26 protein-coding genes and 1 pseudogene are annotated in these 24040 nt (G+C 60.3%); 10 read left to right on the top strand and 17 right to left on the bottom strand.

The features are described from left to right. Positions 1–24: 24 nt before the first annotated feature. The gene (locus NKG95_RS07025; protein ID WP_353040295.1) at positions 25–1281 is read right to left on the bottom strand and encodes a M20 family metallopeptidase; all 1257 of its coding nucleotides are present in this window, start codon (positions 1279–1281) and stop codon (positions 25–27) included. Then, positions 1278–2507 carry an ROK family transcriptional regulator gene (locus NKG95_RS07030; RefSeq protein ID WP_353040296.1) on the bottom strand — a complete coding sequence of 410 codons (1230 nt, stop codon included), beginning with the start codon at positions 2505–2507 and terminating at the stop codon, positions 1278–1280. The genes NKG95_RS07025 and NKG95_RS07030 overlap by 4 nt, the downstream gene beginning before the upstream one ends. Before the next feature lie 229 nt (positions 2508–2736). Between NKG95_RS07030 and NKG95_RS07035 the strand changes: the two genes are divergently transcribed. The 5 genes from NKG95_RS07035 to NKG95_RS07055 all read left to right on the top strand — a co-directional run bounded on the left by NKG95_RS07035 (position 2737) and on the right by NKG95_RS07055 (position 6371). Next, complete coding sequence (locus tag NKG95_RS07035) at positions 2737–3978, top strand: alanine racemase (protein WP_353040297.1); 1242 nt, start codon at positions 2737–2739, stop codon at positions 3976–3978. Between the two features lie 113 nt (positions 3979–4091). Beyond that, entirely contained in the window at positions 4092–4790 is a 699-nt protein-coding gene (locus tag NKG95_RS07040) for an autoinducer binding domain-containing protein (protein WP_353040298.1), read from the top strand. 78 nt (positions 4791–4868) lie between these two features. Then, positions 4869–5477, top strand: a complete 609-nt coding sequence (locus tag NKG95_RS07045; protein WP_352642321.1) for an acyl-homoserine-lactone synthase — start codon at positions 4869–4871, stop codon at positions 5475–5477. A gap of 99 nt (positions 5478–5576) precedes the next feature. After that, positions 5577–5996: a LysR family transcriptional regulator gene (locus tag NKG95_RS07050; RefSeq protein ID WP_352642323.1), complete on the top strand. Its 420-nt coding sequence runs from the start codon at positions 5577–5579 to the stop codon at positions 5994–5996. Between the two features lie 36 nt (positions 5997–6032). Further along, complete coding sequence (locus NKG95_RS07055) at positions 6033–6371, top strand: AAA family ATPase (RefSeq protein WP_353040299.1); 339 nt, start codon at positions 6033–6035, stop codon at positions 6369–6371. Positions 6372–6520: 149 nt separating this feature from the next. Here NKG95_RS07055 and NKG95_RS07060 read toward each other — a convergent pair whose 3' ends face one another. The 11 genes from NKG95_RS07060 to trbB form a co-directional block, all read right to left on the bottom strand. After that, a complete protein-coding gene (locus NKG95_RS07060) occupies positions 6521–6748 on the bottom strand; it encodes a DUF2274 domain-containing protein (protein WP_352589159.1) in 228 nt (75 codons plus the stop codon). Next, the gene (locus NKG95_RS07065) at positions 6745–7956 is read right to left on the bottom strand and encodes a TraB/TrbI/VirB10 family type IV secretion system protein (RefSeq protein WP_353040300.1); all 1212 of its coding nucleotides are present in this window, start codon (positions 7954–7956) and stop codon (positions 6745–6747) included. The genes NKG95_RS07060 and NKG95_RS07065 overlap by 4 nt, the downstream gene beginning before the upstream one ends. Further along, positions 7953–8951: a P-type conjugative transfer protein TrbG gene (trbG, locus tag NKG95_RS07070; protein ID WP_353040380.1), complete on the bottom strand. Its 999-nt coding sequence runs from the start codon at positions 8949–8951 to the stop codon at positions 7953–7955. The genes NKG95_RS07065 and trbG overlap by 4 nt, the downstream gene beginning before the upstream one ends. 62 nt (positions 8952–9013) lie before the next feature. Continuing rightward, positions 9014–9700, bottom strand: a complete 687-nt coding sequence (trbF, locus tag NKG95_RS07075) for a conjugal transfer protein TrbF (protein ID WP_352790897.1) — start codon at positions 9698–9700, stop codon at positions 9014–9016. Continuing rightward, positions 9697–11061 carry a P-type conjugative transfer protein TrbL gene (gene trbL / locus NKG95_RS07080; RefSeq protein ID WP_353040301.1) on the bottom strand — a complete coding sequence of 455 codons (1365 nt, stop codon included), beginning with the start codon at positions 11059–11061 and terminating at the stop codon, positions 9697–9699. Before trbL ends, trbF begins: the two co-directional genes overlap by 4 nt. Then, on the bottom strand, positions 11058–11426 hold the full coding sequence (gene trbK-alt, locus NKG95_RS07085; RefSeq protein ID WP_352589147.1) for a putative entry exclusion protein TrbK-alt: 369 nt from the start codon (positions 11424–11426) through the stop codon (positions 11058–11060). The genes trbL and trbK-alt overlap by 4 nt, the downstream gene beginning before the upstream one ends. Before the next feature lie 11 nt (positions 11427–11437). Next, complete coding sequence (gene trbJ, locus NKG95_RS07090) at positions 11438–12151, bottom strand: P-type conjugative transfer protein TrbJ (protein ID WP_353040381.1); 714 nt, start codon at positions 12149–12151, stop codon at positions 11438–11440. Positions 12152–12183: 32 nt separating this feature from the next. Then, positions 12184–14691 carry a conjugal transfer protein TrbE gene (trbE, locus tag NKG95_RS07095; protein ID WP_353040302.1) on the bottom strand — a complete coding sequence of 836 codons (2508 nt, stop codon included), beginning with the start codon at positions 14689–14691 and terminating at the stop codon, positions 12184–12186. Positions 14692–14701: 10 nt separating this feature from the next. Next, a complete protein-coding gene (locus NKG95_RS07100; protein ID WP_353040303.1) occupies positions 14702–14965 on the bottom strand; it encodes a VirB3 family type IV secretion system protein in 264 nt (87 codons plus the stop codon). Beyond that, positions 14965–15228 carry a TrbC/VirB2 family type IV secretion system protein gene (locus tag NKG95_RS07105; RefSeq protein ID WP_254818676.1) on the bottom strand — a complete coding sequence of 88 codons (264 nt, stop codon included), beginning with the start codon at positions 15226–15228 and terminating at the stop codon, positions 14965–14967. The genes NKG95_RS07100 and NKG95_RS07105 overlap by 1 nt, the downstream gene beginning before the upstream one ends. Positions 15229–15302: 74 nt before the next feature. Beyond that, complete coding sequence (gene trbB / locus NKG95_RS07110; RefSeq protein ID WP_502913932.1) at positions 15303–16268, bottom strand: P-type conjugative transfer ATPase TrbB; 966 nt, start codon at positions 16266–16268, stop codon at positions 15303–15305. Positions 16269–16781: 513 nt separating this feature from the next. On the opposite strand from trbB, the gene NKG95_RS07115 reads away from it, so the two are divergent. Beyond that, positions 16782–17039, top strand: coding sequence for a type II toxin-antitoxin system VapB family antitoxin (locus NKG95_RS07115; RefSeq protein WP_353040305.1), 258 nt, complete (start codon positions 16782–16784; stop codon positions 17037–17039). Then, positions 17039–17410 carry a type II toxin-antitoxin system VapC family toxin gene (locus tag NKG95_RS07120; RefSeq protein ID WP_353040306.1) on the top strand — a complete coding sequence of 124 codons (372 nt, stop codon included), beginning with the start codon at positions 17039–17041 and terminating at the stop codon, positions 17408–17410. Before NKG95_RS07115 ends, NKG95_RS07120 begins: the two co-directional genes overlap by 1 nt. A 227-nt stretch (positions 17411–17637) precedes the next feature. Here the strand turns inward: NKG95_RS07120 and NKG95_RS07125 are convergent, their stop codons facing one another. After that, on the bottom strand, positions 17638–18678 hold the full coding sequence (locus tag NKG95_RS07125) for a GSU2403 family nucleotidyltransferase fold protein (protein WP_352589134.1): 1041 nt from the start codon (positions 18676–18678) through the stop codon (positions 17638–17640). A gap of 268 nt (positions 18679–18946) precedes the next feature. On the opposite strand from NKG95_RS07125, the gene NKG95_RS07130 reads away from it, so the two are divergent. Beyond that, positions 18947–19207: a DUF3072 domain-containing protein gene (locus NKG95_RS07130; protein ID WP_352846195.1), complete on the top strand. Its 261-nt coding sequence runs from the start codon at positions 18947–18949 to the stop codon at positions 19205–19207. Between the two features lie 747 nt (positions 19208–19954). Here NKG95_RS07130 and NKG95_RS07135 read toward each other — a convergent pair. After that, positions 19955–20197: a DUF2905 domain-containing protein gene (locus NKG95_RS07135; protein WP_353040307.1), complete on the bottom strand. Its 243-nt coding sequence runs from the start codon at positions 20195–20197 to the stop codon at positions 19955–19957. A 359-nt stretch (positions 20198–20556) separates the two neighbouring features. Between NKG95_RS07135 and NKG95_RS07140 the strand changes: the two are divergent. Next, positions 20557–21440 (top strand): annotated as a pseudogene (locus tag NKG95_RS07140) (hypothetical protein). Between the two features lie 638 nt (positions 21441–22078). Then, on the top strand, positions 22079–22384 hold the full coding sequence (locus tag NKG95_RS07145) for a hypothetical protein (protein ID WP_352494340.1): 306 nt from the start codon (positions 22079–22081) through the stop codon (positions 22382–22384). A 659-nt stretch (positions 22385–23043) separates the two neighbouring features. Here NKG95_RS07145 and NKG95_RS07150 read toward each other — a convergent pair. Further along, positions 23044–23220: a hypothetical protein gene (locus NKG95_RS07150; RefSeq protein WP_352479403.1), complete on the bottom strand. Its 177-nt coding sequence runs from the start codon at positions 23218–23220 to the stop codon at positions 23044–23046. A 382-nt stretch (positions 23221–23602) separates the two neighbouring features. After that, positions 23603–24037, bottom strand: coding sequence for a CopG family transcriptional regulator (locus tag NKG95_RS07155; RefSeq protein WP_352494341.1), 435 nt, complete (start codon positions 24035–24037; stop codon positions 23603–23605). Between the last annotated feature and the right edge of the window lie 3 nt (positions 24038–24040).

Below are 24040 nucleotides of genomic sequence, written 5' to 3' on the forward strand. Positions count from 1 at the left end.
CCTCCTCTATTTATCAAGTGGACTTCAAACGCGAACGGCGGCTCCCGCCAAATAGGCAGCAAATACCACCACACCATCAGTATAATCCTGCAAGTTCACGTTCTCTTTGGGCGTATGGCAGATACGGACATCACCGGGCGCCCAGTAGACTCCTGGTACACCGAGGGCCGAAAAGAATGGAAGTTCGGACCATCCCGGAACCGCTTCGATCTGCCCACGATCGGGTCGCAAGGCTTTAATGGTTTCCCTCAGCCGGCGGACAGGTTCGATATCCGAGGGAGATTCGAACGGTGTGCCGCCGATAGCGTGATCGCGCCTGGCTGGATAGGAGAATGCGACCGTAATTTCTGGATCTTGAATCGCGCCCTTTATAGTCGCTTCAATATCCGATTGGATTGCATCAAGGGTATCCCCGGGGGGCACCTTGCAGATGTAGCTAAAGCCGCACTCGCCAGGTACCGCTATAGAACCGCCGCCGCCGATTGACGTCACCAGGACGAAGCCATGCCCAATCAAAGGATGTGCCGGTTTGATTTTGAAACGCTCGGAGTACTGCCAAATTGCCGACAGCATCGCATGCGTTGCCCTTAACGCATCGACGCCGAGTTCGGGCACGCCAAAATAGGCTGGCCGGCCAATAACCTTTACGTCGCCGATGAAGAAGCCCATGTGGGCCGGACAAATATTGAGCATCGTGGGTTCAGCGTAGATGGCAAAGTCTGGACGCTCGACTTCACCCGTGTTCAGCAGCTCGGCGAATGCCCGTACGCCAGCGCTAATGCCACTGCCCGTCTCTCCGCTCTCTTCGTCGCCGACAAAGGCGAAGGTAATGGTTGGGTCAATAGGTATGCCTGCCCGGTCAAGAAGACGTACGGCCGACAGCGCCGTGCAGATGCCGGCCTTCATGTCGCTCGTTCCCCGTCCCCAAATCGCGCCATCAATAAGGGCAGCACCAAACGGATTTTCCCGCTCTGTACCGGCCCATTGATCGTTCCAATTGCGAACATGAACCGTGTCAGTGTGCCCTACGACGAGTAGGTGCCCGCCTCCCTCCCTGCCACGTCTGATCCCCCACACATTCGGCCTGCCGGGCTCGAAATCGCGCACCGTCACGTGTTCAGCGCCGATCGCCCTCAGTTCTTCCGCCAGCAAGGCGGCGTATGCGGCTTCGTTTCCTGTGACGCTGGGGCAACGTACCGAGCGCTGAAGCAAGGATACCGCATCATCCGGATCAAACGATGTTTTCAGGCGCTCGATAATTGATGGTTCGACCTGGTTCACCCTCTCATCCTCTCCGTCTCGGCTTTAGGGGCGGGAAGCGCAAACGTGCCCGGGAACTCTGCAATGCCGAAGAGATCCTCGTGGAATCGGTTCAACGCAACAGCGAGGGCACCGACTACGCTTGCGCGGTTTCCCAGCGCACTCGGACGAATCTCCACCGGCCGTGGACCGAGCAGCGACGATTGCTCGGAAACCCTCTGCGCAAATTCGGGCCGCGCGCCTATGGAGCCGCCAAGCACTACGAGTTTTGGATCAATTGTGACCGCCACTATGGATACCGCCTGTGCGATCAGCCGAGCTGTTTCTCCTATGATCTTCTCGGCCAGGACCTCACCGCGTTTCATTCTTTCAAAAATCGGCAGCACGCCATCGACCTCACTTCCCCCTGCTTGATTGTATCGACGGACGATGCCGATCGCGCCGGCTTCGTACTCGAGGCAGCCTTGTTCTCGGACTTCGGCGCGCCAAGGATCGCCGCCGATCGGGAAATAGCCGATTTCGCCTGCTGCCCCGTTCTCACCTCGAACCAAACGGCCATTGGCGTAAATCCCCAGTCCAATGCCAGTCCCAAGCGCGATAAAGGCTACATCGGCAACGTTCTGTGCGCACCCGTGCCAAATTTCGCCAAGCAGCCCGAGATTAACGTCGTTCTCGACGGCGACAGGTCGGCCAAGTTTTTCAGAAATCGCACCGACCACATCGAGTTCGCCAAGGTGAGCAATGTTAGGCGCTAGATCAATCGCCCCGCTTCTCACGTCTACAACGCCGGGTGTACCAATGACGATCGACCGGATACGGCTCGGATGGGCGCCGACGTCTCGCGCCAGCCTACCGGCCAGGCGTGCGATCTGATCCAGAACCGCGACACCGCCGCGCGGATCTGTGGATTCCGTCGCTTCGGACAGAACCTTACTGGAAATGTCCGCAATCGCTGCCGTAACTTTGGTGCCGCCCAGATCGACACCTAGGCAATATCCACCATCGGGGCTGAGCTCGTAGAGCACTGCCGTGCGTCCAACATTGCCGCTGGTGCGTCCCATTGGCCGAACTAGACCCTGCTGTTCGAACGCGTCGATCACTTCAGACGTCGTCTGTTTTGAAAGGCCGGTTACCTTGGAAAGATCTGCCCGGGAAATCGGCCCCTTCTGAAGAAGCACCTCGAAGACGCTTCGCTGCGACAGCTGCCGAGAGACACGGGGTGAAACAACCTGCTGGTTTATGGTCAACGCAATACCTTATAGTTCGTTCATATCTCGAACTAATGTCGTCTGAGAGCGCTTTGTCAAGGCTCATTTTGAGTTCGATGCGCAAATCACGTTTTGGACAACATGCGGGGCGTGCTGCGGAGAAGCCGGCGCTCTAAAGCTCGCCCCCCGTGCTGGAACTTGACATTGCCGCCACGACGCGTTTCCTATTAGTTCGACATGTTGACGAATAAACATTTGGGAGAGGTCGATGTTTCTGCAAAGTCTACTGCGCAGCAACCCAGCTTTCGTCGACGCCGCGATTGAGCTTCATCAGGCAGGCCAGATACCCGCCAATAGCTATGTTCTTGATCTCGACGCGATAGCGACGAACGCCGGACATATCGTTGCCGAGGCCCGGCGGCATCAGCTTTCAGTCTTCCCCATGACTAAGCAATTCGGCCGCAATCCCGAAGCTTTGAAGGTGATCTCGTCAGCGGGGATAGAACGTTTTGTGGCGGTGGACATGGCTTGTGCACGCGCCATCCTGAATGGCGGCTTTGCAATCGGCCATCTCGGCCATCTTGTGCAAATTCCGCGCCATGAGGTTGCCGAAGCGCTATCGATGAGCCCGGCCTACTGGACGGTATTCAGCCGCGAGCAGGCCAGTGCGATCAGCCAGGCCTCACAAGAGGGCTTGCAACAGAAAGTCCTGCTTCGCATCTATGGTTGCGACGATACCGTTGTCCCAACTCATGCTGGAGGGTTCGCGCTCGAAACGCTGTACGCCGACATCGATCACCTTTCCACCCTCCCCGGCTTGACAGTCGCGGGCGTGACTACCTATCCCTCTGCGTATTTCGATCGCCTCAGCCGCACGGTTACGCCGACGCCGAATGTTCGCTCGATGCAAAAGGCAGCCACCATTCTAAAGGCGCATGGCATTGCCGATGTTCAAATCAACATGGCAAGCGAGCTCTCCACACGCACGATTCAGTTGGCGGCGGAGGGCGGCGCAACACAGATAGAGCCTGGCCACGCGTTCACAGGCACCAGCCCCTATCAGATCTTTGCCGACGCGCCGGAGCGTCAGGCAATGATCTATATCAGCGAGATTTCGCATTTCGCCGGTAGCGGCGCCTTCTTCTTCGGAGGTGGACTTTATCAATGCATCGGGGCAGTCGAGCACACGCCCGAAGCATTGGTGGGCCGCAGCAGCGTTCATCGTCCAAGCTTCGAGCGTGCCCTCCTAACCACTCCACCGAACGGAGTCATCGATTTTTATGGCCGACTCGACTATCAAGCGGGAACCGATGTAAGGATCGGCGACACCGTGGTCGTGTGTACCCGCCCGCAGGCGTTCTTCACACGCGCTTTCGTCGTGCCCGTCCGGGGGATCTCATCTGGTATGCCGCAAGTATTAGGTGTCTGGGACGTGAACGGCTTTCGCGCAAGCGGAGCTCCCGCTCACACACTTCGCAAACAAGGAAGTGGGCCGCTGACAGCCCCATAACGGCAGGCGCAAGACCCTTGCCTCGGCATCCTACTAAATCCAGCTTTTTGCCGAAGGGAATTGGAGTAAGTTCTCGCGGCTGGCGACGCCAGCTTGATGAGACGTACGGCGTTATGAACACCATGCGCCAAAGCTGCTCGCCAGTCGAAATTTGCCAACGTTTTCTCGCCTATGCAGGGCGGCTTGGCGCGACCAACCTCCTCGCTGGAACGATCCCCCCGCCGGGCTCGTCCCGGCGCGAGCAAGTATCACATGTGCTCCTTGAGACATGGCCGGAGGAATGGTCGTTGCGCTACTTTTCGAACGGCTACCTTTACCATGATCCGACGATACGACTTGTTTGTCGAGACAACTCGCCCTTCCTATGGAAGGAAATCTCTCAGCTTTGCGTGACCGACAATTTCGGCAGCAGGGTAATGATGGAAGCGGCAGAGTTTCGCCTGCGAGATGGACTGACAATCGCCTTGAGAACGCTTGAAGGAAAGATAGTCGGTTTTTCGGTTGCCGGCGAACGCCTCGAGCTAGAGGCAGGCCAGGCCCAAGCTCTCCAGCTACTGGCGGCCTACGCATTGGGTCATGCTATTGTCCTCGTCGATGGGGAGCGACGTCGTGACCACGTCCATCTCTCGTCCAGGCAGCGCGATGTCTTACACTGGGCTGCAGAAGGTCTTACGACTGATCAGATCGCTGACCGTTTGACCATCAGCAAGAACACCGCGGATACTCATTTGCGCGCTGTGCGTGAAAGGCTGGGCGCTGCAAACACCATCCATGCCGTTGCCGAGGCTTTCAGGCTCGGCCTGCTAAGCTGAGGACCTCACGAAATCACGTGATGCCGACTTCTTCCTGAATTCAAGAAAATGGTTGACCTCAATCCTGGAGGACAACCAATGCTGCATATCGTGACAAACGAGAATGTCGACTTCTACCGTGCAGAAATGCAACAGGCCTTCCGCCTTCGCCACAGAGTATTTGTCCAAGAGAAAGGCTGGAGCGGCCTGGAGCGTGAAGACGGTCAAGAGATCGACCGCTTCGACGATGATCATGCCGTTCACATGCTCTATATCCTGGAGAACCAGGTCATCGGTTACCAGCGTATGCTGCCCTCGACGCGGCCTCACCTCTTGTCAGACGTGCTCCCCTTTCTTTGCGAAGGCGAGCGGCCAGTTGGTCCGAACATATGGGAATGGACACGCTATTGTGTCGAGGCCAGCCATCGCGAGCGTGGCCGCATACTCAGTCCGGTCGCTAACGCCCTTCTGTCGGGCATTGTCGAGTGGGGCCTTACCAGCGGTGTCGACACGATCATCATCGAGATGAATCCGCTCTGGCTGCTACGGCTCGTGCAACTTCATTTCAGGGTTGTCCCTCTCGGGTTGCCACAGATTGTCGGCTTCGAGGAAACGGTGGCCGTGACAGCGAGCTTCGATGAGCGGACACTCACCAGACTCCGCGACATGCGCAAGGCGAGCACCCAACCAGGCATAGTGGACAATTGAACCGTACAAAGCAGCGAATTGGCCCAAAGGTTTCGCCGGTGAAAGGGCGACCCGCGGCTGGAGCCGTCGGCGCCAGTTCCTGTTGAGGAGGTAGGCGCCGTGCGGCGGCGAAGGGTCCAGCTCATTACTCTTGATTGCGCGCTTGTCGTGGCCGAGGAAGGCAGTTTCCTCGGCGCCTCTCGACGCACGGGAATCCATCATTCCGCGCTAAGCCGGCGCATACGTGACCTTGAACACGCACTTGGAACGGTCCTGTTCGAACGTCACGCAGGCGGTGTTCGACCAACCCTGGCTGGCGCGCGACTCTTGCACAACCTTCGTCGCGTCCTGACCGATCTCGACGGAACGCTTGCGTTTGCGGAGGCAGCTGGGGAAGGACGAGATGCAGCGGCCTCTGTCGACTTCGATGCATCCGACCACGCAATCGAGTTCCTGGATGCAGTTGCTGACTTCATTCGAAGCAGGCCGGACGTTGCGCTGCGCTTCATGGAGACGAAGCGCCCTGCTCGCCTGAGGTGATCTGGGTTCGCGCCAGGCTCCTGCCGAACGATTGCCATGAACCGTCCCAGCATCGGCGCGATTGGTTCCCGGACCAATCTCACCAAGGCGTTCGCGCTTTTAACGCCCTTCCCTCTGCTCGCCTGCACCGCGGGGCCACGGTTCTTCCTTGCAAAACTGGAACTGGACTCCAGAATTGCAAGGATGATTGAACGCCGCATCAGCACAGAACTCGCCGAGATGCTGGACAGCACGCCCGCTGTGGCGCTGTTCGGGCCGCGTCAGGTCGGCAAGACAACCCTAGCGCTGGAAATAGCCGAACGGCGTCCTTCGATCTATCTCGACCTCGAATTGGACACTGACCGCTCACCGCGGCCGACGCCGCCGGCACGCTGAGCAATTTCTACCGAACAGCCGCGGGCGTCCGATGCGCCCATGATCGCCAGCCGACAGCAATGCTGATCTTGAGCAGATGAGGGGGTGGCTCTCAGTGCGGACAACCGTCAGGCCGAGCCGACAACCATCAGGCCGATCGCTGCCGTTGATTACCCTGACTTCGTGTTGGAACGCATTCGGCCGAATGCCCTGTCCGTTGCCATGAACCGTGCCAGCATCGGTGCGATCAGCTTTGCCGGATCTGCGATTGTCTGGCCGCTTTCACGGCCAAGCACATCGGCATAAGCGACAAGGTCGCGATGAACGGCGGCAGGCAGTTCGGCCGTGATCTTGACCGGACGGTCATCGGGAATGGCGGAAAGTTTCAGCTTGGTCATGATGGATCCTCTGCGCCGTGTGGCGCCAGCACCAGGTCGTGATTGACGATGACGCGAACCGGAAAACCGGGCCGCACGGTGAGCGTCGGCTGGACATTGAGCTGATTGCGAACGAGCTGCTGGCCAATATCGGAGGCCGAATCCTGCGCGCTTTCCCGGATGGCCTTGGCGATTTCGCTTTCGTCGTCGCTGGACCCCAGCGATGTCCCAATGCCCAACAATGTGGAGAGCGCTGCGGCCCGGAACATCTGGCTCCAATGATGGTCGACCTCGTCCTCCAGCCCAGAAAATCCTTCAGCGTCTGCGCCCTGCTGGCGCTCCAGCACGATCGAGGTGCCGTCAGGCATGATCAGCCGGTTCCAGACCAGCAGCACGCGCGACTGGCCGAAGGCGACGTGGCTGTCGTACTGGCCGATCAGCCTCGCACCCTGGGGGATCAGAAGATTGGATCCTGTCGGGCTGTCGTAGACATTTTCCGTGACCTGAGCGGTGATCTCGCCGGGCAGGTCGGAGCGGATGCCGGTGATAAGGGCAGCCGGTATAACGGTACCAGCTTGCACCACATAGGGCGAGGCTTTCTCGGCGAGCCGATTGGGACTGACGGTGCGACGTTCTGGCTCGGCATTGACGAAGGCGAGCTTGCGGTCCTGCATGTTTTGCGCGGCACCAGGCTCGAGCGATGGCTCCTCTATCGGCAATATCGGGCCGGACAACGCGTTTGCGACGGTATTTCCCGCACCAGCACCTTGTGTCACCGGACTTGGCCGCACATTGGTATCGGTGAAAAGTTTTGCCACTCGTGCGGCCTCGATCTCGGCCAGTCGGCGTTGTTCTTCCGGATCGGCGCGCGGCGCACTGATGTTGGACGGCACAACCGGCTGGCCGCGCTCCTGGGCACGCAAGATCGGCCGGCCGAGGTCGCCAGGCAGCGCGGGGCCGAGTTGCGGAACGCCGGCATAATCCTTAGGCAGGATCTGCAGCCCGTCGGCTGTCGTGCGGTTTTCGGTGGTGAAGAGCTCGGGCGGTTGCTCGATCCCGCGCCGTCTGGTGTCGAGCGCCCAAATCAACGTGCCGAGGATCGCAGCGCTGGCAATTCCACCAACGCCTAACAGCGTCTTGCGCGACAATCGCGTGACCCTGGCCGGCTCGGGCCGCAGGCGCAGTTCCGCTCGAATGTCCTGGTTGGGCACATTTGCAGGGTCGCTCATCGGAACAGCCTGGTGCTGGGCGAGGTTCGTTTCCCGTCCGTGCGTACGATGCGGACGCGCTTCTCGCTCGTCTTGTCGCCGAGCCTCAATTCAGCGGCGGCAAACAGCCGATCGACGACGTAGTAATTCTGGCGAGCACGGTAGTTGACCAGTTCCGAGCCGCCCGATGGGCCGATGACAAAGAGCGGCGGCATTTCGCCCTGCCCTATGCCTGACGGGAACTCGATATAGACTTTTGCACCGTCGTCGAAGGCGCGAAGCGGCCGCCAGGGTGCTGTGTCGCCCTCGATGCGATAGCGGAAATTCAGCTTCTGAATGTCGACGCCGGACGCGACCGGCTGTGCGGCGGAAGCCTGCGCATTCTGCCGCCGCAGCGCAATCAGCTGGTCCTGCGGGTACTGCCAGGAGACCGAAGCCATGTAGGTCGTTTCGGTCGAGCGCAGCTCGAGATGATAGGTGCGGCGGTCGCTGTTGATGACGAGATTGGTCTGGAGATCTGGCCGTGTCGGCTTCACAAGAATATGGACCTGCTGGCGCTCCCCTGCCCCACTTTGTGTATCGCCGATGATCCAGCGCACCGTGTCGCCGGCGGCCACAGGCCCGGAGCCGACAAGCTGCTCCCCGGGCTGCAAGGCGATGTCTGTGACCTGGCCGGGCGCGGCATAGATCTGGTAGAGCGCGCCCTCACTCCAGGGATAAAGCTGGATGGCATTGACGAAACCGTCGCGAACCGGCTGCATCCTTGCTGCCTCGTTCGCCTGGCTGATCCGCTGCTTCGGATCGGTCGGTTCCGGCTTCACCTTCATGGCCTCGACCGGTTTCAACTGACCTGGCAGCGGAAGCGGTTTCGGCACTTCCACCACCTTCACCGGACCAGGCGGGTCGACCTTGCGCACGGCAGCCACCGCATCGTCATAGGCGATTTCCGGCGGAATATATTTCTTCGAAGCACAGCCGGCGAGCGCCGTTGCTGACAGCAGTGCCAGGACAAGCATACGCGCCTTGGGCGCATTGCGCGTGGCCGGTCTCGCCGATGTTCTTGTTCGTGCCGCACGCATCATGAAAGCTCCTTCGACCAGTTGATGGCGTTGACATAGACGCCGAGCGGATTGGCTTTGAGCCGGTCGGCGTCGCGGGGTTGTTGAATCACGATGGTGAGGATTGCGGTCCAGCGCTCGGTGCCGGCCAGATTGCCATTCTCGTAGCGGCGCTCGATCCAGGCGACGCGGAACGAATCCGGCGAAGCACGGATGACGCTGGAAACCTCGATGGCGACCTGGAGTTTGCCCACTTTGGCAAAAGGGTCGTTCAAGCGAGCGTAATCATTGAGGGAAATGGCGCCGCGGTCTGTGGTGTAATCGTAGGCGCGAAGCCAGTTTTGGCGGACGATGACCGGGTCGGCCGGAATGCTTCTGACCTGTTCGATGAGGCGGGCCAGATGCCAGGCGATCTGAGGATCGGTCGGCCGATAGTCGGCAACGGCCGGGGCGACAACCTGCGCCTCGCCAAACTTGTCGACCTGAACCACCCAGGGAACCACCGAGCCGCGCGTCGACTGCCAGACCAATGCGGATGCAAAACCGCCGGCCAGGACGAGCGAGCCGAAGGCCATCAGCCGCCAGTTTTTCGCCTGGACGCGAGCCGAGCCGATGCGCTCGTCCCAAATCTGGGCGGCACGCTGATATGGCGTCTCGGGATGAGGCGTTTTTCCGTAACGAACAAAAGGGCGTTTAAAGGGGGTCATCGGCGGTCGTCCTGATCGAGGGAAACATTCATCGAACCGCCGCCATGATCGCTGGAGTGGACTGAATGCGCGGCGATGCTGGCGCCGTGGCTCATGGCCTGGCCGCGCTTCATGCGTTTTGCCCAGGTTGGCGGCGAGTCCGCACTGGAGTCGGCGGTGTCACCCGAGGAAGCTCTTCCCACTAACTGTTCTCCATTCGTCGCAGCCCAAGCTGCCAAACGGCCGGCCTCGTAGCTGTCGGACAGGGCTGACGCGGCGCGCGACATTGACTGCTTGACGGGTTGAACGGCAGCGCTGGCACCAGCCTTGGCGACACCCGCCATGCCGGCAGCGATTGAGCCAGCACCACTTCTTCCGGATGTGGCTGCGCCAAGTTCCCAGGCGGCCGAAGTGCTGCCGGCCAGGTGTGCGCCGCCGCGTGCGGCTGCTGCCGATATGCGTCCACCGGCATTGAGTGCGCCTGCAGCACCGCCTATTGCGGCGCGGGCACCCATAGCGCTGGCAAGGCCAAGGCCGCCAGCCGCGAGGCTCGTGCCAACAGCGGCACCTGCGCCCAGTTGCGGGGCACCAGAGACCAGCCCCGTCGCAATGCCGGGACCGAAGATCGACAGCCCCATCAGCGACAGAGCACCCAGGACAAGCGACAGCGCATCTGTGATCGTGGGTTGTTCGGCGCCAAAGCCGTGGGTGAACTCGCCGAACAGGCCCGAGCCGATGCCGACGATGACGGCAAGCACTAGGATCTTCACGCCGGAGGCGACGATGTTGCCGAGCACCTTTTCAGCGAGGAAGGCGGTCCGGTTGAACAGCGCGAAGGGGATCAGCACGAAGCCGGCAAGCGTTGTCAGCTTGAATTCGACCAGCGTGACGAAAATCTGGACGGCCAGAAGAAAGAACGCAATCAGTACGATGGCCCAGGCGATCATAAGCACTACGATCTGGACGAAATTCTCGAAGAAAGAGACGTAGCCCATCAGCTGGCTGGCGGCCTCGAGGATCGGATTGCCGGCGTCGATGCCGACTTGCGCGACGCGGCCCGGCTGCAGCAATGCCGAGCCTGAAAGTGCCGAGCCTCCAGCCTTCAGGCCGAGCCCGGAAAAACTCTCGAAGACGATGCCGGCCAGACGGTTGAAGTTGCCGATGATGAAGGCGAAGAAGCCGATATAGAGCGTCTTCTTCACCAGCCGGTGCAGCACGTCCTCGTCAGCGCCCCAGGCCCAGAACAGGCCGGCAATCGTGATGTCGATGACGATCAGCGTGGAGGTCAGGAATGCCACCTCGCCGCCGAGCAGCCCAAACCCGGAATCGATGTAGCGAGTGAAAGTTTCGAGGAAGCGATCGATCACGCCGGTGTCGTTCATGGCGCCACCGTTTCCGGATGATGCCGGTCTTCCGCGAGAGGTGGTGTTGGCGGTTGGAGCGGCAACATTCGGCTCGGGTCTTTTTCGATCGACGGAGCCGCATTTGGCGCTACGGGACGAGATGGCCGCAGGAAGCGTCGGCGGTTTTCCGCCCAGGCTTTCCTGCAGGCGTCGTCATCAATCGCCGCCATGCCAATGTCCCGGCATCGGGCAAGTTCGACGCTTGCCGGCTCGCCGCCCGGATGTGCGGAGCGCGGGGAGGACGCGTCCTGTGAGCCGTCGCCGCGCAGCGCCATGAAGGCGGCGGTCATGGCGGCGCCAAGGGCGAGAACGGCTGTCATCCGAGCGGCGATCTTGAGATCCATGCGTCTTCGCCTCAGTCGTGGAACATTTTTACGGATGACGGGCTGTAGCTGCTGCCCGTCATGAAACGGCTGAACTGTTCCCGCGCCTGCTCCTGCGCTGCCGCCCTCCTTGCCTGCTCAAGGGCCTCGGCTCTTCCTTGTGCCGCCAGCATCGCGGTAAGATCGGCAACTTGCTTGGCCTGCACGGCAAGAAGCTGGTTGCCGGCCTGCGTCGCCTGCAGCACGCCGACAGCCGACTGGCTGGCGCTGACCAGCGCGCTCGTCTGCTCTTGTGTCCCTGCGATGTTGTCGACTGCGACGGCGCCGGTTTTCAGCGAATGCTCGAAGGCAGACACCGAGGTCTGCCAGCGTTGATGCGCACCCTCAACAAGCTGCTGGCTGGAGAGATCCGAACCGAAATTCTTGTAAGTGGAGGTAAACTGGCTCTCGATGTCCTGGACGCTATAGGCCAGCTTCTCGGCCTCGCCGAGCAGGGTCTTCATCTCGGAAAAATTGGCCTCAATCTGGCCAAGCAGCGAGGTCGGCAGCGAAGTGAGATTCTTCGCCTGGTTGATCAGCATCTGCGCTTCGTTTTGCAGCGAGGTGATCTGGTTATGGATCTGCTCCAGGGCGCGCGATGCCGAAAGCAGGTTTTCGGCATAGTTCCTGGGATCGAACACGATCAGCGCCGATGCTGGTGCCGATGAAAGCGCCGTGGCGACCGCGATGGCGCCGGCTGCCGCCATGCGACGGATAAGGCTGCCTGCAAGAACGGGATTCATGACGAAATCTCCTCTGTGGACTGGTCGATCACATTGGTGAGATTTGGGATGAGGTCGGCCGCCCAGGAGAGACCGCGCTCCGCTAGCCAAGCCTCGAGAAAATGGTCTCGGCCGGCCTCGGCGATAATCCGTTCGATCGCGGCCTGGTCCGATTTGGACGACGTGGCGCAGAGCGCCAGCGCGATCGGACCGAGCCCCAGTTCGAACAGGCGGTTGCCGCGGCGGCTTTGACAGTAATAGTCGCGCTTCGGTATCGCCCGGGCGATGATCTCGATCTGGCGATCGTTGAGACCAAAGCGTCGGTAGATCTCGGTGATCTGTGGCTCGATGGCGCGCTCGTTTGGCAAGAACAACCGCGTCGGGCAGCTTTCAACTATTGCCGGCGCGATTGGCGATCCGTCGATGTCGGAAAGCGACTGCGTGGCGAAGACCACGCTGGCGTTCTTCTTTCTCAGCGTCTTCAGCCATTCGCGCAGCTGGTCGGCGAAACCGCCATCGTCGAGCGCCAGCCAGCCCTCGTCGATGAGCAGCAGTGTTGGCCGGCCGTCCATCCTCTGCTCGATGCGGTGGAACAGATAGGCAAGCACCGCGGGAGCAGCACCTGTGCCGATCAGGCCCTCGGTTTCGAACGCCTGGACGGAGGCTTCGCCGAGACGCTCATGCTCGGCATCAAGCAGATGGCCATAAGCACCGCCGATACAATAGGGACCAAGCGCCTGTTTCAGTAGCGAGGACTGCAGCAGCACGGACAGGCCAGTCAGCGTCCTCTCCTGGACTGGCGCAGAAGCGAGCGACGTCAGCGCCGACCACAGATGTTCCTTGACCTGCGGCGTGATGGCCACGCCTTCGCGCAGTAGAATGTCGAAAAGCCAGTCGGCCGCCCAGGCCCGCTCTGGCGTATGATGGATGCGGGCAAGCGGCTGCAGCGACACGGTGTGAACGTCGTCCGACAGATCGGCCAAGGTGAGCAAGGACAACGGATCGTCAGACCCCTGCCCGCCTGCGGCATTGCTTCCGAGACTGTGCCAATCGCCATTCATGGCGAGCATGGCCGCGCAGATTGAGCCGCCGAAATCGAAGCCAAAGACCTGGCTGTTTTGGTACCGCCGGAACTGAAGCGCGATCATCGCCAACAGGACCGACTTGCCGGCGCCGGTCGGGCCGATGACGAGAGTGTGGCCGACATCTCCAACATGCAGGCTGAACCGGAACGGCGTGGCGTCTTCCGTTCTGGCGAAGAACAGCGGCGGAGCGCCAAAGTGCTCATCCTCGATCGGCCCTGCCCAGACCGCGGAGAGCGGAATCATGTGCGCGAGGTTGAGCGTGGAAAGCGGCGGCTGGCGAATATTGGCATAGACATGGCCAGGGATACTGCCCAGCCAAGCCTCGACAGCGTTGACGCTTTCGGCGATGCAGGTGAAGTCCCTGCCCTGAATGATCTTTTCGACCAGACGCAGCTTTTCGTCGGAAATCGAGGGATCGGCATCCCAGACAGTCACGGTGGCGGTGACATAGGCTTCGCCGATCTGGTCAGAGCCCAGATCCTGGAGCGCTGCGTCCGCATCGGCCGCCTTGTTGGCGGCATCCGTGTCGACGAGAACGGACGCCTCGTTGGTCATCACTTCCTTGAGGATCGCGGCGACAGATTTCCGTTTCGCGAACCACTGACGGCGTATCTTCGTCACCAGCTTGGTCGCGTCGGTCTTGTCGAGCATGATCGCCCGCGTCGACCAGCGGTAGGGGAAGGCAAGGCGATTAAGGTCGTCGAGAATCCCCGGGAAGGTCATCGTCGGAAACCCGGTGATGGTGAGTGTGCGCAGATGCGCCTCGCCAAGCTTCGGCTCTAACCCGCCGGCCAGCGGCTGATCGACAAGCAGGCCATCGAGATGCATCGGCGTTTCTGGTACGCGAACGCCATGCCGCTTGGTCGAAATGGTTGAGTGCAGGTAACTCAGCGTCTCCCCATCGTCGAGCCAGTCAGATTCCGGAACGAAGCCTTCGATGAGGTTGAGCACGCGGTCGGTGCGATCGACAAAACTCTTCAGGAGCTCCCACGGATCGACACCGGTCTTTTCCCGGCCTTCGTAGAGCCAGCTCTCCATTCGCGACGCCTCCTCGGCCGGAGGCAGCCACACGAAGGTGAGAAAGTAGCTGCTTTCAAACAGCACACCGGAGTCTTCGAACTGTTCGCGACGCTCGATGTCGAGAAGTGCGGATGCACAATCCGGGAACCGGCTGTCGGGGTAGCCGCTGGCGGGATTGCGCTGCGCTTCGACAAAAATTGCCCAGCCGGAGCCGAGACGGCGCAGCGCGCCGTTGAGCCGCGCGGTTTTGCCGACCAGCTCGGCCGGCGTGGCGGAGTCCAGATCCGGCCCGCGAAAACGCGCCGTTCTTTGAAAACTGCCGTCCTTGTTGAGCACCACGCCCGGCGCCACCAGGGCGGCCCAAGGCAGATAATCGACGAGGCTGGCACTCTTCTTTCGGTATTCCGCGAGGTTCATCATGGCGAAAACCTCAACATCCGAAATGCGTGGGATAGCGAAGGTGCCGGCGAACCACATCGATGAATTGCGCATCGCGCTTTGCCGCCCAGACGGCCACGAGATGCCCGACCGCCCAGATGATGAGCCCCGCGATCCACAAACGAAGTCCCAATCCGACCGCGCCGGCCAGCGTGCCGTTGGCAATCGCGACTGCACGCGGCGCGCCGCCGAGCAGGATCGGTTCGGTGAGTGCGCGATGAACCGGCGCGAAAAAGCCACGGATCTCCTCATCCATCAGATCAGCGCTCCGCCGCCGAAGGAGAAAAAGGACAGGAAGAACGAACTTGCCGCGAAAGCGATCGACAGCCCGAAGACGATCTGGATCAGCCGGCGAAATCCGCCTGAGGTGTCGCCGAAGGCGAGCGAAAGGCCGGTGATGATGATGATGATCACCGCCACGATCTTGGCGACTGGTCCCTCGATCGATTCGAGGATTTGCTGAAGCGGCTCCTCCCAGGGCATGGAGGAACCGGCAGCATGGGCGGGTGCAATCATCATGATCGCAGCGGTCGCCGCATACGACAGCTCCACGGCAGGCTTACGGAAAGCCGATGAATTGAAGCGGATCTGGGTCATTCTGAAGCTCCATAGGGCGAGTGGTGATTCAGGGTCGTTGTGGTCTCGAGATTTGCTTCCAGGGTGCGATAGTCGCCGGTGGCCGGATCGAGCCCGTCGACCAAGGCGATCTCAACGAGCCGGCGCGCTGAGCCGCGGCCAGCGAGAACCGCGATGAGATCTATGGTTTCGGCGATCAGCGCGCGCGGGACCGTAACGACGGCCTCCTGCACGAGCTGCTCTAGTCGCCGCAGTGCGCCAATGGCAGAATTGGCGTGAATAGTGCCGATGCCGCCGGGATGCCCGGTGCCCCATGCCTTCAACAGATCGAGCGCTTCGGCGCCGCGTACCTCGCCGATCGGGATGCGATCGGGCCGAAGCCGCAGGGACGACTTCACCAGATCGGACAGCGAGGCGACACCGTCCTTGGTGCGCAGCGCTACAAGATTGGGCGCAGCACACTGCAACTCGCGTGTGTCCTCGATCAGCACGACGCGCTCGGCGGTTTTAGCCACCTCCGCCAAAAGCGCGTTGACCAGCGTGGTCTTGCCCGTCGATGTGCCGCCGGCCACCAGCACGTTCTTCCGTGTCTCCACGGCAAGCTGCAGGGCGTCAGCCTGGCCTTCGGTCATGATGCCGGCGGCGACATAGTCTTGAAGCGTAAACACCGCGACTGCCGGCTTGCGGATGGCGAATGTTGGTGCCGTGACGACAGGCGGCAACAGGCCTTCGAACCGTTCACCGGTCCCGGGCAGTTCAGCCGAAACGCGCGGCGAGCCCGAATGCACCTCCGCACCGACATGGTGCGCGACCAGCCTGACGATCCGTTCGCCGTCGGCCGCGATCAGTATTTCATTGCTTGCAACAAGTCCTTCGGTGAGGCGATCAACCCAGAGGCGACCATCGGGATTAAGCATCACCTCGACGATGGCCGGATCGTCGAGGAAGCCTGCTATGGCCGGGCCGAGAGCGGTGCGCAGCATGCGCGTGCCGCGCGACACCGCTCCTCCCTTGCTGGCATGATGGTTGGTGGCCACGATGGTCCCCGTTTCTCGCGGCGGACTGGTTCGTGCCGCGGTCGGGGATCATTAGAAAAGGCAGGAGCGCCGGCCTTGCAACAAGCAAAACCGACCATCGTGGCATGACGTGCAGAGACTTGCGAAATGCAGTGCCGCGACCGCGATAGCTCAGCAACCCGGCGCCCGACTGGCCATCGCCGCTCAAAAAGAACAGGCGGCTATATCTACGAGAAGGCCTATCTGCTGCTCGGCATCGACCAACACGGATCGCTTTCGCCGATCGAGACCCATGACCAGTGTCATCGACCGCCCGACATTCAGGGTTGGCATCCCAACGGAGGATCAGCGGCTCGGCAGGCGCCGGCCAGGCGACTGTCGTGGTCAATCCAGTACGGGTATAGGCAAGGCAGGATGTATGTTGAAGAGCCTAGTGGGCTATGGTGGAAATTGCCTGAAAGGTAGATTTTGGAGTTTCTCGTGTCCCTGAACATCAAAAATCCGGCCACCGTTGCTCTCGCCGATGAACTCGCACGCCGCCAGGCTATCAGCAAGACAGCAGCCATTCATCAGGCCCTTAGCGAGCGCTTGCATCGCTTGGGCTTTGGAGAGACCGCGCAGGAGCGTCTGCTGGCTGAATTGCGCGCCATCCGAGAAAGAGTGGCGCGATTACCTGAACTGGATAGTCGCAGCGACGAGGAGATCATCGGGTATGACGAGCATGGAACCCCTAACTGATGGTGATCGATACCTCAGCCGTTGTAGCGATCCTTCGGAGCGAGCCTGAGGCAACAAGGCTGGAACGAGCGCTGGTCTCCGACCCAATCCGTCTCGTCCCGGCAACCTGCGTGCTCGAGGCACGCATGGTGCTGGTCAGCAGGCGCGGCGAACTGGCCGAGATCGATCTTTGGCTGCGCAAAATCGAGGCCGACATTCCTGTCGACTTGGTTGATCTGGCGACCCAGGGTTGGCTGACCTACGGCAAGGGCCACCACCCGGCGGCGCTGAATTTTGCCGATTGCCTCTCCTATGCTTTGGCAAAGCGTGCAGACGAACCGCTGCTTTTCATCGGCAAAGACTTCTCCCAAACGGATATCGAACCGGCATGAGCACGAGACTCTAAGATCATCGGCTGTCTCCAGCTTGAACCCTGTAATAGCGCCCAATCAGTTTCGATTCTGTCGGCTGGGCCTGCATCAAGGGGTGTCATGCCAATTGGTCCCAAAGCAGAGCAAGCTGGCGTCTTTCGTCCCTTCGATCTGGCGCTGCTGGGCCGCGTCTTCGATCGGTTGGAAGTTGAGGGCCAATCCAGCCGGCCAACATGTAGCTCAGACATTCACGGCCGCGACGCTGGTCGCGCGAATAAATGATGGGCTTCATCGAAAACGGCCCTTGGTAGGACCCGAAGCTCGCTTGCTTTGTAGGGGAGATGCTCGAGATATTGCGTCGTCAGCCAGGCAACCACTTGCGCTTGGGCCAGGTCGCGACGGCGCTTGATTGGCTCGCGATCAGCTCGTTTTGAGACCCAGAATTTGTGAGCGGCAAAAATACGCGGATCGGGAACCACGAGCCGCAACGGTCCGCCTTTTTCATCGATGGCGATTGCTTCGAAAGCAGGGGCATTTTCCAACCATGCCAGGCCGGCGATCTCGGCGGGCACCAATTCGTCGTCGGCCTTCCCGACAGTTTCCCGGCTCGGCTTCCACGCCGGGTTTGCAAGCGGTTTGATCAGATCCACGAGGTATCCGTCGCGGTTCACCGCGCGGAACGTGGCGGATGAACGCTCGAAAGACCGATCGACCTTGCGCAAAAGGTTGATGAGCGCTCCATGTTCGACGTTGGCGCCAGACATGATCCGGAGGGACTGGCGCGAGTCCATGAGGAGATCGATATCTTGGGTCGATGTGATTCCGGGATCCACGAACACTCCGGCCGCCGCCTCATAGGCGTAGATCGCATTCGTGCCGGCAATACGAATGCCTTCCCCGAGAAGACCGGCGTTATCTATTGCCCTGATAATTCTTGCGGCGATCAGGGGAACACGTCCAAGTCGGAGCGCGCGATTGACAGCAGATTGGCGCTCCATCTGCTCCTGTCGCGCAGAGAGCGTTTCTTGGGCGGACGCGCGAGCTGTTTCCCAATCCGCCTTGACAGCTTCGCTCGCCGGCGAGCGCCGACCCTCTGCCTTTTGGTGTCGCACGCCAGCGGCGTCGTAGTAGCTTCGCATCAAGTGGTCAATGCCGTTCACGGTGTGCCAGACGAGGGATCCCCGAAAGCTCTTCGCCTTCCTTTGGGCCTCCTTGAGCGCAATGAAGCGTTGGTCGGAATTGACTTTTTCCCGACGCTGATCGTTATTTAATTCAACAAAATCAGCCAATTCAACAGTTACCCTGCATTTAGCTCCGAGCTGTTGCAATACACAATAGGCGGCGGAGCGGCCAGTTGCAACAGCTCTCACGTGATTCCATTGCGACTGTTGAAGTAGCTGTATTAATTAAAAAATATGACGACAGAGCAGCTTTTCTACGGCAACGCAGTCGAAGCAAAAGCGCCGCTCGGACACGGCCTTCGCTGGTTCCATTCGATCCGCAGACCGGGCCAGTGCAAACGGTGTGAGAAAGCCTACCAAAGTGGCGGAACAAATCATGATCATTTCTCATTGTGGTGATCATCAAGGGAGATTGATCATGGCCGACCGGCACAACCCAAAAATCGAGACATCGGCAAATGTCGAAAAGAACCCGGAAGATTGGGTCAGCGGAGATGACCCAATGACTCCCGCACAAGCCTCCTATTTGAAAACTCTGGCCGAACAGGCCGACGACCCTGACGCCTATGCTGACGGCCTCAGCAAGGCGGAAGCTTCTAAACGCATTGATGTACTCCGGGAGAAGTTAGGCCTGTAGCGTCCGCTTGTGGCTTTTCGTCTCCCGGCGAAGGACAGCCGATCGGGTCGGATTGGGACAGTTTTGCTGCAGGTTGTGACTCGCGCAATTAGTTTTTCTGAATTGAGCGCGTTGCTGCTCGACTTGCGATCGAGACGACAAAACGGCGGAAGGGAGCGGCTTATGGGGTGCAGCAGCCCGGCATCCCTCTACGCTCGCCAAGACCTCGCGCCCGCTGGTCCAATCCTGCAGTCGAAACAGATCAGGACGTCCCGATGAGGGATATGGCCAGCAGCGCCACAAAAAGGACAAGGGCGATTGCAGCGCCCCAGATGAGGACTTTTTCGGCGCCGCGTTGCTCTTCCTCGCGAGTATGTCTTTCGCCATTGCATGCATCCTTTGCGAAGGCAACGACTTAGCAACGTGCCGCGCCAAGGCTGAGTTCCCGGCAAAGCTCTCGGACTCAAACTTCGTGTTCTCCAACCGTCGGTTGGTGGACGCATTGCAACTGATGCATCTAAAGTTTCCTTGATCCGCGCGCACCGGGCATGCCCGACCCCGAGCCCCCGCCCTGCAACAGCGCTTGATCGGCCCCGCCGCATCAAACTGTGCGGCGGGTTTTTTTCCTCACGCGATGGAACACCGGCGCGCAGGGAAAGTTCTGCCCACGCAGCAAACTCTTTCCCTCATATTTTTGCTGCCAAATCGGATAGCTCCGATCGGCCCGCGTCGTTCTTTTCCTCCGGCGACGCGGGCTCGCCGTCCTCGCTATCGGTTGAGTAGCCACAGAACAAACGAGAGCACGATGCTGATCAGAATCCCGGTGCCGATCGGAGCATAAAACGTGAAGTTCTCACGTTGGATCACGATGTCAGCGGGCAATTTGCCCAGACCGACCCGCGACAACCAGGGCCACAATAGGCCGATGGCAACTATGATCAAACCAATGACAATCAGAGTTCTGGACATGGCGGCATCAGCTGTCGTCCTTGTAAGATTTGGCGGCTTCATCGATCTTACGCCAATCGTTTCCGTGGCGCCGCACAAGCTCCCGCGCCTGGACTGGCGATATACTTTGCGTTTCGACGATGTGGTTCACTTCCGTCTCCTCACCTTTCAAGGGACGCGAACGAGGGCTCGTTGGCTGTCTGGCCGCTGGGTTTTTTGCATCTCGTCTGGGCATGAATGGACCTCTCCTGGAGCAGAATAAACGGTCCGGCGCGGCGAAGGTTTCTCCACGCTGGCGCGTTGAGCAGTTCACCGATCGCCTCATTGGCTTCCCCTTGCGGGCAGAACATACGTTCTGGTGGTCTTGGACCCAAATGACCTGCACCGCGTTCTTTGCGAGCAGTGCTGTGCTTCGCAATCTGATGGAAAAATCTGACGCCCCTGCTGCACCGCAGACAGCTCCTGGTGCCGAAGCGCGCTTTCCGTACGATCGAGCGGCGGTTGAGCGGTTTCGACAGACATTCCCGCGCGCCAGGTGGGGCGACGAGCGCAGAAGCTGGTTCGTGCCGGGAAAGACTGCAGCGCGGCGGATCCAGCCGCTGGCTTGCGCAAGAGGCGGATCTACGAGGAGCACATGATGACAGGAAGGGACGGGATGCTTTCGCCTTCGATCCCCTGTCGAGCCGGTATCTGGAAATCGCGGACGACCTGCGCATCCGCACGCCATATTCGCGGACGGTCCTCGAGGAACTGCGAGCCGTTCCTGGGCGAGCTGGGACGACGAACTGCGGGCCTGGAGGGTGCCTTTCCGCTCATACGAGGAGTTGAGGCGCCATTGGCCTGCATCGAAAGGGCCGCAGGCCGCGCAGAACCGGACGAGAGGAAACGGCGACGGGAAGCGTCCAAAGACTCCGAGGAATATAAAGCCGCTAGATTGCGGTATGCCGAACGCAGGCGACGTCGCTATCCATTGCCTGCTGACGATTTACCCCGGCTTGGCCTTACGGTGGCGACGGAGCAATACGGCATCGTCGTCTTCACCGACATTTCGGGTGAACTCGTAGACGCCTCGGAATTAGCAGCGTTCTATCCGCATTTGATCGAGGCGGACGTCGACCATGTCTGGGGCAGATGGCGTCCGGCGACGTTGGCTGAATTGATTAGAACATGGCCCGCTCGGCGTGCTGCCGAGTTAGCGGAACGGCAACGAGGCTGGTGGCAGCCAACGCTGCCCGAGCTCAGGATCGCTCGCCAAAAAGCTCGAAGCCTGGCGCGAAGAAGGGCAAAGCTTGTGTCATCGTTCTAGCCTTTCAGGCCCGGCGCTTCCAGCGTCTGTCCGGTTGCCATTGTGATTGAAATGTCCCCCGATCGGAGCCTCCCATGTGCAACGATAGCGAACAACATATGGCCTGGCTGAATATTACCGGATGATAGCGCCGCTGGCCTTGAATATCCCGAGCCTGAAAACGAATTTGACTTGCGCTTAGGCGCACGACACCCGCATTGACTATTCGGCTCCAATAACCAGCGTGGCAGGTAAAGCCGTCGAGCGGCTTCTATGACGTTTGGAAGCCGGACCTAACGGCGGGCCTGTGTTCAACTTCCGCTCCGAGGGAGCCGTCACTTTGGGAACAGCACGCGATACCTATTTCCGGCGTCGGCGTTCCTCCGCTCCACGCACCCTTTATGGCCATCGCCGGACCGAGAGGAAGTCCGTCGCTCCGCTAACACGTGGTTGGGCAAGCGCGCCAAGGTCATCGCTGAAATGTTAAACCATTTCTGCAGAATTTGACGCACACAAAGGCCGATCCGAGGCCAACTGGGAGTGCATACCCCAGCTTGGAATTGTGCGGAACCGTACGAAGTCGATTGCAAGCAACCAACCTGGTTGGCCGGGCATTAATTTAGCAAAGCGTGAATTAGGAAAGCATCGGGAGGAACACCATGCTGCACGTTAACATGCCTGGTGAATTTGAGGTCGGCGATGAGGTTGCGCTAGCAGGTATCGTCATCGCGATTCTCCCCAGCGGGCGCGCCAGGGTGAGCATTCCTTCGTATGACCATCCTTATACGATTGATCCGCCACCGAAAGTCCGGGCCGGCGACCGAGTGGTTCTTGTTGGGGACGTCACCCGCATCGATTGCGGAGGGAACAAACTCACTGTGCGCATTGACTGCGGCGGGGTGATTACTGTCGACAAGTCGGCGATCACTAGGCTGAGAAAGCCCCGCCGGGCTTCAACGGGTTAACGCTCCGGCGAGACAACAGCCGGTGTCGGCGCGGGGAAGATGCAAGCGCCTTTGAACAGCCCAAGGGTGCCGCGCTGTCCAGTCGGATATGGAGCGGACGAACGGATAAATGGGAGCTCGACGCTAGGGCAGGCGCCCAGCGTAGCGCGTTCCTGGCGCTTTCGGATTACCGGTGAAGCAAGTCAGATCTTCGCATTCGCGATCGTCGCTCTCGGCAACAGCCGGCGCGCCCGTCCAGGACGCGTGGCACGTGTGCGCTGTGGAAGGAGACGACCAGCACATCCCGTGTGAAGGCAACCCGGCATCCCGCTCGACGGGAACTTTTCTCTGCAGCGAGCGCTTGGTCGCCGGTCAGACGCGATGGGCGCCGGCTCGTATCCATTATGGAGATCACATGTTCGTCCCGCCACCGATGCCCGCAAAAAGTCTGCTTCGGTGCGTCGCGACGGAACTGGACGACATGGTTGCGGTGGAGTAAGCGCCCTCCCCTGGGTTAACAACCGGTCGGTGACAGCCACGGCCACATCGACAACAACCGCAACGGCAATCAAGTCGTCGCTGAAAGCCTGCAAGGTGTCTGTCACGACACAGCGTGCCGGCAAAGCTACGCCCTCGCGACAGGGATTCGTTGTAAGCTGACCCGACGGCAACGCCGGCGACTACGAGTCGAGGTCGTAGGGCTGATGGCCCAGCTCGTTGTGATGAAGCGCCTCTGCCATACACCTGATGTCGAACGCCTGGCCGCACGCCGGGCAGACGACGAAATACTCCTCCTCCCGAAGTGGCAATGCGTCGTGGTCTTGGGGGATGACGATGTCATTGTATTCGTCGGGCATTGGGTCCTCCGGAAACCCGCCCGCTATGCTGGAACGCCTGCCAGCAGGATTTGTTTCAAAGTTATTGCGCCAAGGAAAGACCTGATGTCCGGTTCGGCAGCGATACCGTGCCACCGGGCAGTTTCAAAGTGGTTATCAATCTTTGGTACGGCGCGGGCAAGAACCTGTTCCTCGGGGCGGCGAGGCTCGAATTCAACCAAGCATGCGCGGTCGAAAGAACTCCAATCCGGCAAGGCACACTGCTAGCCGAGATCGACTGTGGAGACGAATGCCGAGGTCCGCCGCTCCGATGAAAGGTGATCTGATGGGTATCAGCTGCGCAAAATAGCTCCGCAATCGGGCACCGGGGTTGGGCTTTTGAAGCGCCTGTCTTGCCGGCAGCTCATCCAGTTGCCGGCGGCGCTGGCGGAACATCGTCGGCTATCTCCTGCCTGAGCCTTGGTCCTTTGCTGAGCCGGCGACCGAGCGCATCGACGAAATTGTCGTAGCGCTGCAAGCCCTTGGCGCGCGCCTCCGCTTGCGCCGATTCCGGCAAGGCTGGAGTCGAGTTGAGCCAAAACCGGACGAACAATGCTAGCGTCTCAATAGCAATTCCGACGTCACGCTCGACCCGCTGCACGCGTCGATCGATCTGGTCGAGGCGGCGAGTGATCGCCGCTTGCTTTCGTTCTTCGGCGTCCGGCGACAGGAACGACGCGAGCGCAGCCTCGGCGACCAGTGACAGCGAGACCTCGCGCCGCCCAGCGTAATCTGCCAGTGCCCTCATTACGTCAGGGTCGAGATAGGCAGACAGACGTCTTTTCTTGGCGTTCTTCATGCG

This window comes from Mesorhizobium sp. M1423 (genome assembly GCF_040317575.1).
GTDB lineage: Bacteria > Pseudomonadota > Alphaproteobacteria > Rhizobiales > Rhizobiaceae > Mesorhizobium.

Bases quoted from the DNA above. Each gene is read 5' to 3' on its own strand.
- NKG95_RS07045 (WP_352642321.1), top strand. From the start codon at position 4,869: ATGCTGCATATCGTGACAAACGAGAATGTCGACTTCTACCGTGCAGAA.
- trbG (WP_353040380.1), bottom strand. From the start codon at position 8,951: ATGCTTGTCCTGGCACTGCTGTCAGCAACGGCGCTCGCCGGCTGTGCT.
- NKG95_RS07035 (WP_353040297.1), top strand. From the start codon at position 2,737: ATGTTTCTGCAAAGTCTACTGCGCAGCAACCCAGCTTTCGTCGACGCC.
- trbL (WP_353040301.1), bottom strand. From the start codon at position 11,061: ATGAACGACACCGGCGTGATCGATCGCTTCCTCGAAACTTTCACTCGC.
- NKG95_RS07130 (WP_352846195.1), top strand. From the start codon at position 18,947: ATGATCATTTCTCATTGTGGTGATCATCAAGGGAGATTGATCATGGCC.
- NKG95_RS07065 (WP_353040300.1), bottom strand. From the start codon at position 7,956: ATGAGCGACCCTGCAAATGTGCCCAACCAGGACATTCGAGCGGAACTG.
- NKG95_RS07120 (WP_353040306.1), top strand. From the start codon at position 17,039: ATGGTGATCGATACCTCAGCCGTTGTAGCGATCCTTCGGAGCGAGCCT.
- trbJ (WP_353040381.1), bottom strand. From the start codon at position 12,151: ATGGCGGCAGCCGGCGCCATCGCGGTCGCCACGGCGCTTTCATCGGCA.
- NKG95_RS07100 (WP_353040303.1), bottom strand. From the start codon at position 14,965: ATGGATGAGGAGATCCGTGGCTTTTTCGCGCCGGTTCATCGCGCACTC.
- NKG95_RS07145 (WP_352494340.1), top strand. From the start codon at position 22,079: ATGCTGCACGTTAACATGCCTGGTGAATTTGAGGTCGGCGATGAGGTT.
- trbF (WP_352790897.1), bottom strand. From the start codon at position 9,700: ATGACCCCCTTTAAACGCCCTTTTGTTCGTTACGGAAAAACGCCTCAT.
- NKG95_RS07055 (WP_353040299.1), top strand. From the start codon at position 6,033: ATGAACCGTCCCAGCATCGGCGCGATTGGTTCCCGGACCAATCTCACC.
- trbB (WP_502913932.1), bottom strand. From the start codon at position 16,268: ATGCTGCGCACCGCTCTCGGCCCGGCCATAGCAGGCTTCCTCGACGAT.
- trbE (WP_353040302.1), bottom strand. From the start codon at position 14,691: ATGATGAACCTCGCGGAATACCGAAAGAAGAGTGCCAGCCTCGTCGAT.
- NKG95_RS07155 (WP_352494341.1), bottom strand. From the start codon at position 24,037: ATGAAGAACGCCAAGAAAAGACGTCTGTCTGCCTATCTCGACCCTGAC.
- trbK-alt (WP_352589147.1), bottom strand. From the start codon at position 11,426: ATGGATCTCAAGATCGCCGCTCGGATGACAGCCGTTCTCGCCCTTGGC.
- NKG95_RS07040 (WP_353040298.1), top strand. From the start codon at position 4,092: ATGAACACCATGCGCCAAAGCTGCTCGCCAGTCGAAATTTGCCAACGT.
- NKG95_RS07135 (WP_353040307.1), bottom strand. From the start codon at position 20,197: ATGAAGCCGCCAAATCTTACAAGGACGACAGCTGATGCCGCCATGTCC.
- NKG95_RS07060 (WP_352589159.1), bottom strand. From the start codon at position 6,748: ATGACCAAGCTGAAACTTTCCGCCATTCCCGATGACCGTCCGGTCAAG.
- NKG95_RS07105 (WP_254818676.1), bottom strand. From the start codon at position 15,228: ATGATGATTGCACCCGCCCATGCTGCCGGTTCCTCCATGCCCTGGGAG.
- NKG95_RS07150 (WP_352479403.1), bottom strand. From the start codon at position 23,220: ATGCCCGACGAATACAATGACATCGTCATCCCCCAAGACCACGACGCA.